This is a genomic window from Actinomadura geliboluensis (assembly GCF_005889745.1).
In the GTDB taxonomy this organism is placed as follows: Bacteria; Actinomycetota; Actinomycetes; order Streptosporangiales; family Streptosporangiaceae; genus Spirillospora; species Spirillospora geliboluensis.
Genome location: NZ_VCKZ01000326.1, coordinates 1 through 10,362, shown reverse-complemented (window position 1 = coordinate 10,362; position 10,362 = coordinate 1). Strand labels below are relative to the sequence as shown.

The following is a 10,362-nucleotide window of genomic DNA, read 5'->3' as shown; positions in this document are numbered from 1 at the left end:
GACCACCTATATCTACACTCTCTCCGTCGTCGGCAGCGTCAGATGGGTATAAGAGACAGCAACACAGCACCGCCAGATGCACCCGCGCCCTCACCCGCACCTGTGACGTCGTCCGCGCTTCCAATTCGGCCGGACGTGTCGCCGCCTGTGCCGGGAGACTCGCCCGCGTCTGTGCCGCCGTCCGCGCCTTCAGTTCAGCCGGACGCGTCGCCGCCTGTGCCCGGAGTGTCGGCTCGGCCTGAGGCAGCGCTGCCGGATGCGGCCGCGTCCTCGCCTGCGTCTGTGTCACCGTCCGCGCCGTCGCCTCGGGTGGACGTGGCGCCTGGGCCTGGGGTGTCGGCTTGGCCTGATGGTTCGCCGTTGGATGCGGCCGCGTCCTCGCCTGCGGCTGGGGCGGCGGATGCGGGGGTGCCGCGGATGCGGCGGGTGGACACGCAGGTGTGGCCGCGGCCCGGTGGGCGGGTCGCTCGGCAGGTGGTGCGGAGCGTGCCGCGGGTCGTGGATCTCGATCCGCTGCCGGCGCCGCCCGACTCGGGGACGGTCTTCGCCGGGCGGCGGTTCCTTCTGGTGGACGACGGCTGCGGCATCGCCCTCGAACTGGGCGACCTGCTCGAACGCCACGGGGCGGAGGTGCGGACGCCGACGGACGTCGACGGGCCCTGCGACGGGCTGATCCAGCTGGCGGCGCTGCGGCCGGGGGCGGCGAGCGTGCTGCCCGGAGGGTTCGCGGGGATTCAGCGGGCCCTGGACGGCGGGCTGCGGTGGCTCGTCCTCGCGAGCGGGGCCGGGGGGACGTTCGGGCACCGGTTCCGGGGCGGCGGCGTCGGTGACCCGGCACCCGGTGCGGGGCTGCGCGGTCTTGCCCGGACGGTCGCCGAGGAGCATCCCGAGGTGCTCGTGCGAGCCGTCGATATGGACACCAAGGAGACGCCGCGGGCGATCGCCCAGCGCGTCATGGCGGAGCTGCTGGCCGCCGAGGCGCCGGTCGTGGTGGGGCACGAGAACGGTCTGCGACACGGGCTGGAACTGCTGCCGGCGGAGCCGCTCGGAGAGGGTCCGGCGTTGAGCCTCGGGCGGGACGGGGTCGTCCTGCTGACGGGGGCCGAGCACGAGGTCACCGTGTGCGTGGCCCGGGAGCTGGCCCGGACGAGCGGCTGCCACATCGAGCTGGCGGGCGGCGCGGCGGAGGAGAACCTGCGGCTGGGCGACCTGCGCGAGCTTGCGGCGTCTGTCCGGTATCACGCGGTGGACGACCCGCAGGCCCTCCGGAGGGTCGTCGAGGACGTCTACCTCACCCATCGGCGCCTGGACGGCGTGGTGCACGGCGCCGCGCTGCCCGGGGCGGCCGATTCGCCGGAGCGGGCCTACCAGGTGAAGGTGGACGGTGCGGTGGCGCTCGTCCAGGCGGTGCGGCCGGACCTCGGGTTCCTCGCCGTCCTGTGCGGTCTCGCCGGGGTGACCGGCGAGCGCGGCCGGGCCGGGGACGCGGCGGCGGACGACGCGTGCGGCACGCTGGCGCACGTGTGGCGCGCGCGGCTGCGGGGGCGGGTGCTCGCCGCCTCCCTCGGGCCGTGGGCGGTGGACGGCGCGGAGCCGTGCGGCGTCCCGCTGGATCCGGACGCCGGCGCGGCGGCGCTGCTGCGCGAGATCGCGCACGGGGACGAGACGCACGTGGTGCTGACCGGGGACGACCGGTGAGCGAGGACCGGGTGCCGATCGCGATCGTCGGCGCGGGGGCGGTGTTCCCCGGCGCCGGGTCGGCCGCGGAGCTGTGGCGCAACGTGCTGGCCGGGTTCGACGCGATCACCGAGGTGCCGCCCGGCCGCTGGGACCCCGCGCTCTACTACGACCCGGACGCCTACGGCCGCGCCCCGGAGAGCGACCGGTTCTACTGCCGGCGCGGCGGGTTCGTCGACGACGTGGCCACCTTCGACCCGGCCCGGTTCGGGATCGCGCCGGCGGCGGTGCCGGGCATGGAGCCCGACCAGCTGCTCGCGCTGCGCACCGCCGGGGACGCGATCGCGGACGCGGGCGGCGGCGACCGGCTGCCCGACCGGTCCCGGATCGGCGTGGTCGTCGGGCGCGGCGGCTACCTCGCGCCGGGCGCGGTCCGGCACGACCAGCGGGTCAGGACGTCCCACCAGGTCGCCGGGATCCTCGCCGAACTGGTGCCCGAGCTCGGGCGGCCGCGGCTGGAGGAGATCCGCCGCGCGTTCTGCGACCGGCTCGGCCCGGACGGGCCGGACGCGTCCGCCGGGCTGGTGCCGAGCCTCGCCGCGTCCCGCATCGCCGCCTCGTTCGACCTGCGCGGCCCGGCGTACACATTGGACGCGGCGTGCGCGTCGGCGCTGCTGGCGATCGAACACGCCGTGCGGGCGCTGCGGAGCGGGCAGGCCGACGCGATGCTGGCCGGGGCCGTCCACCACGCGCATCACGCCGCCGTGTGGAGCGTCTTCAGCCGGCTGCGCGCGCTGAGCCCGAGCGAAACGATCCGCCCGTTCGACCGGTCCGCCGACGGGACGCTCCTCGCCGAGGGCACCGGGATGGTGCTGCTCAAGAGGCTCCCCGACGCCGAGCGGGACGGCGACCGGATCCACGCCGTCATCCTCGGCGCCGGGTCGTCCAGCGACGGCCGCGCCGCCGGGGGCATGAGCCCGCTGGTGGACGGGCAGGTCCTCGCGGTCGAGCGCGCCTGGCGGGACGCGGGCCTGGACCCGGCGGAGCCCGGCGCGGTCGGGCTCGTCGAGGCGCACGGCACCGGGTCCCCGGCGGGCGACGAGGCGGAGCTCGCGACGCTGCGCCGCGTGCTCGGCGCGGACGGCCCGCCGGTCGGGCTCGGCACCGTCAAGTCGATGATCGGGCACGCGATGCCCGCCGCCGGGATCGCCGGGCTGATCAAGGCGGCGTTCGCGCTGCGCGACGGGGTGCTGCCGCCGACGCTGCACGCGGACGACCCGCATCCGGCGCTGGCGGACGGCCGGCTCCGGCTCGTCCGGGAGGCCGCCGAGTGGGAGCGGCGCGGCGGGCCGCGCCGGGCCGTGGTGAACGCGTTCGGGTTCGGCGGCGTCAACGCGCACCTGGTGCTGGAGGAGCCGCCGCCGGCCGCCCCGCGGCGGGCCCGGCGGCGGACGGTCGCCGCGCCCGGCGACGGCGAGGCGGTGCTGCGCCTCGCCGCGCGGACCCCCGAGGAGCTGGCCGAGGCGCTGGACGTCCCCGACGAGGACCTCCTCGCGCGGACCTCCGGCGACGTCCCCGACCTGCCGTGCCGGCTCGCGATCGTCGGCCCGACACCGCGCAGGCTCGACCTCGCGCGCGCCGTCGTCCAGCGCGGGACGGCCTGGCGGGGCCGCAGCGACGTGTGGTTCTCCCCGCGGCCGCTGCTCGCCGAGGGCGGGCGGCTGGCGTTCCTGTTCCCCGGCTTCGAGCCCGCCTTCGACCCGCGCGTGGACGACGTCGCCGAGCACTTCGGCATGCCGTCACCCGAGCTGACCGGCCGCGCCGACCTGCTCGGCCGCGCCGCCGACGCCATGGCCGTCGGACGGCTGCTGGCCGCCGCGCTCGCCGAGCTCGGCGTCGAACCGGACGTCGTCGCGGGGCACGGCCTCGGCGAGTGGGCGGCGATGGCCGCCGCCGGGATGTGCGACGCGGGCGCGCTCGTCCGCGACCTCGACGGCACCGGCGGGGCCGACGCCGTGTACGCGGTGCTCGGGTGCGGGGCGGCGCAGGCGGAGGAGGCCGCGGCCGCCGTGTCCGGGGTCTTCGTCAGCCACGACAACTGCCCGCACCAGTCGGTGGTCTGCGGCCCGGAGGCGGCGGTCCGCGAGGTCCTCGGGCGGCTCGCGTCCGAGGGCGTGCTCGGGCAGGAGCTGCCGTTCCGGGCGGGGTTCCATACGCCGCTGGCGGAGGCCTCGGAGAAGCAGGTGCGGCATTCGCTGGAGGGCCTGGAGATCCGCGCGCCGCGCGTCCCGCTGTGGTCGGGGTGCACGGCGGCGCCGGTCCCGGGCGCGCCGGAGGAGGTCCGCGACCTCGCCGTCCGGCACCTGCGCGAACCCGTCCGGTTCAGCGCGCTGATCGAGGAGCTGTACGCGACGGCGCACGTGCGGGCGTTCGTCCAGGTCGGGCCCGGAGGGCTGCCGGGGTTCGTCGCCGACCGGCTCGGCGACCGCGAGCACCTGGCGATGGCCGTCAACGTGCCGAAGCGGGACGGGATGGCGCAGCTGCGCCGCGTCGTCGCCGCGCTGTGGGCGGAGGGCTACGGCGCCTCCCCGCCGCCCGCGCCCGCCACCGGCATGCGGCTCGACCTCGGTACGCCGCTGGTCAGGCTGGACGGGGCGGTGGAGCCGATCCGCCCGGCGCCGGGCGTGCCCGCGCTCCCGGCCGACGACCCCGTGCTGGCGGAGCTGGAGGCGCTGCTCAACGATGCGGCGACCGGGGCGCAGTCGGTCCTGGAGGCGCTCGGCGCCGGGCCGTCGTCGCCGGTCGCGTCGGGTGAGGCGTCCCCGGCGGGCGCCGAGCTGAGCGTCTCCCGGGTCTTCTCCGTCGAGGCGATGCCGTTCCTGGCCGACCACTGCCTGGTCGCGCAGGCGCCCGGCTGGCCGGAGATGTCGGACCGGCTGCCCGTCGTCCCGCTGGCGACGCTGGCGGAGGCGATGGCGGGCGCCGCGCGCGAGCTGCTGCCCGACATGGTCGTCGTCGGGTTCGAGAACGTCCGCTCCATCCGGTGGGTCGTCGCCGCGCCGCCGACGACGGCCGACATCCGCGCCTACCTCGTCGACGACGGCGACCGCGTGCGCAGGGTGAAGGTCGACATCCCCGGCTACGCGGACGGGACGGTCCTGCTCGCCGAGCACTACCCGCTGCCGCCCGTCCCGGACCGCACGCCGCTCACCATCGAGGGGCCGCCCATCGTCACCGCCGAGCGGCTGTACGAGGAACGCTGGATGTTCCAGGGCCCGCACTACCGCGGCATCAGTGAGATCACGGCTCTGGCAGAGGACGGTGTGCACGCCGTCCTGACCGCACTGCCCACGCCGGGCGCGCTCCTGGACAGCGCCGGGCAGCTCTGCGCCCACTGGATCCAGGTGTACGGCGACACCAACCAGACGGTGTTCCCGGTGGGGATCGAACGGGTCCTGCTGTACGGGCCCCTGCCGTCCCCTGGGGAACGCCTGGAGACGACCATCTGGAACCAGTCCCTCACCGACACGACGATGCGCTGCTCGGCGGAGATGCTCCACGAGAACGGCACGGTGTGGGCACGCATCGACGGATGGACCACCCACCGCTTCTACACCGACGAAGCCCTCTGGCGGATGAAGTTCACCCCGGAGGTGTCGGGGACGGGGGAGCCCCAACCGGGCGGTTGGACCGTGGCCCGCAAACGCTGGGACGGCACCGCGTCCCGCGACCTCCTCATGCGCCAGTACCTCGGCGCAGTGGAGCGCGCAGAGTACGACGCCCTCCCGCCGGTCGCGCAGGGGCCGTGGCTGCTCGGACGCATCGCCGCCAAGGACGCCGTCAGGGACCACCTGTGGCGCAACGGCCACGGGCCCCTGTTCCCCGCCGAACTGACCGTCCACGAAGGGCCGACCGTGACCGGCCCCTTCGAGGAACCCCTGACCGTCTCGATCGCCTCGTCCGCCGAACTGGGCGTCGCCCTGGTACGGCCCGGCCGCGACCAGGCCGGCATCGGGCTCGCCGTCAACGAGAACAACGCGCGGGTACGCGCCGCCAAGCAGGCGGTGCTCCAGTCGATGAACGCGGCGGCGGACGGTTCCGAACTCGTCGTGACCGTCGCGGACGCCGAACGGCTCCTCATCGCCGCCGGCGGGACGGTCAGCACGGTGCAGACACGCGAACTCGACGGGCACGTCGTCGCCTGGACGACCGCGTCCGGCGGACCCGACATGGAGGAGAGCCGAGCATGACCCAGCGCCGCGCGAGCGCCCGCCGCGTCCAGGTCCCGTCCATCCTCGGGGACCCGGGCATCCAGCGGGCGCGCACACCCGAGCGCCGCTTCCTGTTCGCGATGCCGCCGCTGGCGGGCTACATCGCCCCGGCGGCGGCGGTCGCCGCCGAACTCGGCCGCCGCGGCCACAAGGTCGCCTGGGCGGGCCACCGCCCGACCCTGGAGGCCCTGCTGCGGCCCGGCTCCCGGATCTTCTCCGCCGCCGGCGACGACTGCGCGGCGATGCGGGACCGGTGGCTGGAGCGGCGCGGCCTCGACGCCCTCCGCCTGCTGTGGGACGACTTCCTCGTCCCGCTCGGCGACGCGATGATGCCGGGCGTCGAGCAGGCCGCCGACCGCTTCCGCCCGGACGCGGTGGTCGCCGACCAGTTCGTCCTGGCCGCGCCGGTCGCGGCCCGGCGCCGCGAGCTCCCGTGGGCGACCCTCGCGGCCTCGCCCGCCGAGTTCACCCGCCCGCTCGCCGCGCTGCCGGAGGCCGAGGAGGAGGTCCGCGACCGCATCGGCGACTTCCAGCTCGACCACGGCATCGACGACCTCATCGACCTGCGCTTCTCCGACCACCTCACGCTGGTGTTCGCCACCTCCGCGCTCGTCGGCGACACCTCCTTCTTCCCGGACCACTTCGCGTTCGTCGGCCCCGCGCCGGGACGCTCCGCGCCGTGCGCGTTCCCGTGGGAGTGGCTGGACGGCCGGCCCGCCGTCCTCGTCTCGCTGGGCCGGATCGCCGGGCCGTCCGCGACCGGGTTCCTGCGGGCCGCCGCCGAGGCCGTCCGCGGCATGGACGTCCAGGCGGTCGTCGAGGCGCCGCCGGGCGGCGTGCCCGAGCCGCCGCCGAATGTGCTCGTCCGCGAGCGGGTGCCGCGCGGCAAGCTCCTCGAACGGCTCTCCGCCGTCGTCTGCCACGGCGGGCACGCGACGGTGTGCGCGTCGCTCGCGCACGGCCACCCGCTGGTGGTGGCGCCGGTGCGGGGCGACCAGCCCGTCATCGCGAGCCGGGTGGAGGCCGCCGGCGCGGGCGTCACCGTCGGTTTCGAGGACGCCCGTCCCGAGGAGCTGCGCGCGGCGCTCGCGGCCGTGCTGGCGGACGGCGGCCCGCACCGCGCCGCCGCCGAGGCCGCCCGCGAGACCTTCGCCGCCGCCGGAGGCGCCGCCGCCGCGGCCGACCGGCTGGAGAAGCTCACCTGACCGACTGTGGACGGGACGGGCCGAATGTCGTTCGGTTATCGTGGCGGGATGGCGGACGTGTTCGATGACCTGACCGCGGAGTTCCGGCGACTGGACGCGATGCTGGCGGCGCTGGCCCCCGAGCAGTGGGCCCGCCCGTCCGATGCCGAGGGCTGGACCGTCTCCGACGTCGTCCTGCATCTGGCGCAGACCAACGAAGTGATCAGCGACCCGTCGGGCGGCGAGGCCACCGCCTTCCTGTCGCCCGACGCCGCCAAGACCGTGGACGGCGTCGTCGCCGACATGGTCGCCGCCGAGCGCGGCATGCCGCCGGCGGACCTGCTGGAGCGCTGGCGCAAGACGGCCTACGCCGCCGCCGACTTCCTGCGCGCGCAGCCGCCGGGCACGCGCCTGTCGTGGGTGCGGACGCCGCTGTCCCCGCGCACGCTCGCCACGACGAGGATCGCCGAGCACTGGGCCCACGCCCAGGACATCGCCGTCCCGCTGGGCGTGCCCTACCCCGACACCGCCCGGATCAGGCACATCGCGTGGCTCGCCCACCGCACGCTGCCCTACGCCTTCTCCGTCGAAGGGCTCCCGGACGCGCCCGTCTACTGCGACCTCACCGCGCCCGACGGGACGCACTGGACGTTCGGCGACCCGGCCGCCCCGTCCCGCATCACGGGCCCGGCCGCCGAGTTCTGCCGCGTCGGAGCCCGCCGACTCACCCCGGAGCAGACCGCGCTGACGGCCGAGGGCCCGCACGCCGCCGACGCCCTCCGCGTCCTGCGCAACTACGCGGCCTGAGCCCCCGGGCCGAGGGTCAGGACGTGCGCGTCGCCCGGAGCCGCCGGGCGCTCTTCAGCGTCGCGTCGAACGAGGCTTCGGCGATGGCCTTCGTCATGAAATGGCACATCCAGGTGACCAGGAAGACCGCCAGGATCAGGATCGGCGCCCACGTCCAGGTCAGCTGGACGACGATCCGCTCGATGGTGGCGTGCGGGTCCACGACCGGTTCCCAGCTGTTCAGCCGGGCCCAGCGGCCGAGGAAGACGCCGATCGCGCAGAGCGCGTGCGCGCCGATGGTGACGCGGCCGTTCCACGCGCCGAGGCCGAGCCGGGTGAGGTGGCGCGTCGCGGCGGACAGCGAGAGGTAGTACGCGAGGAAGCCCGAGCCGATGAGCACCGCGTAGACGGGCAGGACGGCCGTGACGACCGGCCCGCCGCGGTCGGCGAGCAGCATGTCGTTGCGGAGGTGCACCAGGTCGGTGACGACGTACGGCGCGTTCGGCAGGAACAGCACGAACAGCACGAGCCCCGCCCACCAGAACGGCGACCGGGAGACGCGGTGGCCGCGGAAGAGCAGGAAGGCCAGACCGACCGGGATCCAGGCGAGGAACGTGTTCCAGCCCATCCACCAGGCGTCGCGGCGGAGGACGTCGATAAGGTTCGGCGCGACCTGCTCAAGAATCCCCATGGCTCCATGGTGCATGAGCGGCCCTCTATTCGCCTGAAATGAACGACCCGCCTGAAACGAACGACCCGACGATGCCGTCCGCGTTGCGCAGGCGCGAGGCCGACTCACGGAGGCGGTCGGCCCAGTCGGCGTCCGTCCGCAGCGCCCCTACGGCGTTCTCGATGGCCGAACCGGTGCCCCAGAGCGCGAGTGCGCGCGCGTCCATGTCGCGTTGGTCGCGTTCCCACCAGGCGGACACGGCACTGAGTTGGTCGGCGAGAGTGCCACCGGGAATGGACCGCTTGTAGCGGGCCTCCCATTCGCGGCTAAGTGGGTGACGGGCACCGCCAGGGTCCATTTTGTGTGCTTGCTGCAGTTCTTCTAGGACGAGGCACCACCGGTAAGGGGCAGCGAAGTACACGGCTTCGTCTTCGGTGCACGCGACGCCGTTCAGGGACGCCACCATGTGGTCGGCCAACGCGCCGGGCGCGGTACGGGACGCGACGGCGGCGTCCACCGCATGGGAGACGGCGCAGTCGGCGAGCCGCCGGGGGAGGCCGTCCAGGACCGCCGGGTCGAGGCCCGGCGCGCCCCAGCCCGTCAGGTGCGCGGCGGCGGACAGCTCCGCCCACAGCACCAGCTCAGGACGCTCGGCCACGGCGCGCTGGGCCGTGCGCATGTCGCGCAGCGTGCAGGGGGAGTCGCGGCAGTCGGCCCCGCACGTCCCGCTCCGGGGCGTCACCAGTACGCCCGGCGACGCCAGTGGCGCCGGGCTGTCCGGACGCTCCAGCCGGGAGCCGTCCGGGACGCGCACCAGGTGCGGGAAGTCCATGCCGTCGGTGAACACCGCGCCCTCGCCCGGCGTGAGCGTGACGAGGAACTGCGACTGCGCCTCGGTGATGTTCATCGTCGCGCCCACCGCGTCCCGGTCGTCCCGCGCGGGCAGCCGGTGCACGATCTTCACGGCGGTGTTCTTGATGACGTCCGGGACGAGCTTGGACGGGATCTGCTCCGCCACCACCAGCCCCTCCCCGTACGCGCGGATCTCCGCGAGGAGGCTCGCGAACGTCTCCACGGCGTGCGCCGCCGGGCCCGCCTGCTCGCTGCGCCGCAGCAGCCGGTGCGCCTCCTCGAACACCGTCAGGTGCCGCAGCCCCGCCGGACCGCCGCCGCCCTGCCGCAGCCGCAGATGCTCCACCAGCCGGACCAGGACGGTGCCCATCAGGAACGCCTTGTCGCGGTCGTCGCCGACGTCCTCGATCTCGAAGACGACGTTGCGGGCGAGCAGCGCGTCGAAGTCGATCGGATGGCCGCCCTCGAAGAACCGCCCGGTCGTGCCGAGCCGCAGGCTGGACAGCCGCACCCGGATGAACCCGCGCACGTTGTCGGTGATCTCCTGGCCGTACCCGATGTCGGTGACGACCTGCTCGGCGACGGACTGCAGGTCGGCGAGCGTCGGGTAGCGCGGCGACGTCCCCGGCACGGCGGGCTCGCCGAGCGCGAGGTCCCAGCCGAGCCGCTCGTAGCAGCGGGTCAGCGCCGCCGACAGCACCTGCGGGAACGGCTCGTCCGCCTCGAACGCGGCGAGGAACAGCGCCCGGACGAGATCGGCGTGCGTCTGCAGCGGGAACGGCCGCCCGTCCGGGCCGAGAGCCGGTTCGAGCGGATTGATCCCGGCGGCGATCGCCTCCGCGTCGCCCGGCCGGATCGCGACGACCTCCGCGCCGGGCGCCCCCGCCGCCGCGAGCCGGGACGCCATCGCCCGGTACTCCGC

6 protein-coding genes are annotated in these 10,362 nt (G+C 75.5%); 4 read left to right on the top strand and 2 right to left on the bottom strand.

What is annotated here, in order from left to right; all coding sequences use genetic code 11:
* Positions 1-486 precede the first annotated feature (486 nt).
* The 4 genes from ETD96_RS33020 to ETD96_RS33005 are packed head-to-tail and all read left to right on the top strand — an operon-like array spanning position 487 to position 7,939.
* Positions 487-1,698, top strand: a complete 1,212-nt coding sequence (locus tag ETD96_RS33020; protein ID WP_171069354.1) for a KR domain-containing protein — start codon at positions 487-489, stop codon at positions 1,696-1,698.
* Positions 1,695-5,927, top strand: coding sequence for a beta-ketoacyl synthase N-terminal-like domain-containing protein (locus tag ETD96_RS33015; RefSeq protein ID WP_171069353.1), 4,233 nt, complete (start codon positions 1,695-1,697; stop codon positions 5,925-5,927). The genes ETD96_RS33020 and ETD96_RS33015 overlap by 4 nt, the downstream gene beginning before the upstream one ends.
* Positions 5,924-7,153: a glycosyltransferase gene (locus ETD96_RS33010; RefSeq protein ID WP_138640404.1), complete on the top strand. Its 1,230-nt coding sequence runs from the start codon at positions 5,924-5,926 to the stop codon at positions 7,151-7,153. The genes ETD96_RS33015 and ETD96_RS33010 overlap by 4 nt, the downstream gene beginning before the upstream one ends.
* Positions 7,154-7,201: 48 nt before the next feature.
* Positions 7,202-7,939, top strand: a complete 738-nt coding sequence (locus ETD96_RS33005) for a maleylpyruvate isomerase family mycothiol-dependent enzyme (protein WP_138640403.1) — start codon at positions 7,202-7,204, stop codon at positions 7,937-7,939.
* 16 nt (positions 7,940-7,955) lie between these two features.
* Here the strand turns inward: ETD96_RS33005 and ETD96_RS33000 are convergent, their stop codons facing one another.
* Together ETD96_RS33000 and ETD96_RS45230 are read right to left on the bottom strand one after the other, a co-directional pair.
* Positions 7,956-8,609, bottom strand: coding sequence for a DUF1361 domain-containing protein (locus ETD96_RS33000; protein ID WP_138640402.1), 654 nt, complete (start codon positions 8,607-8,609; stop codon positions 7,956-7,958).
* A 25-nt stretch (positions 8,610-8,634) separates the two neighbouring features.
* Positions 8,635-10,362, bottom strand: a 1,728-nt coding sequence (locus ETD96_RS45230; RefSeq protein WP_171069352.1) for an ATP-binding protein, incomplete at its 5' end; no start/stop codon positions are given.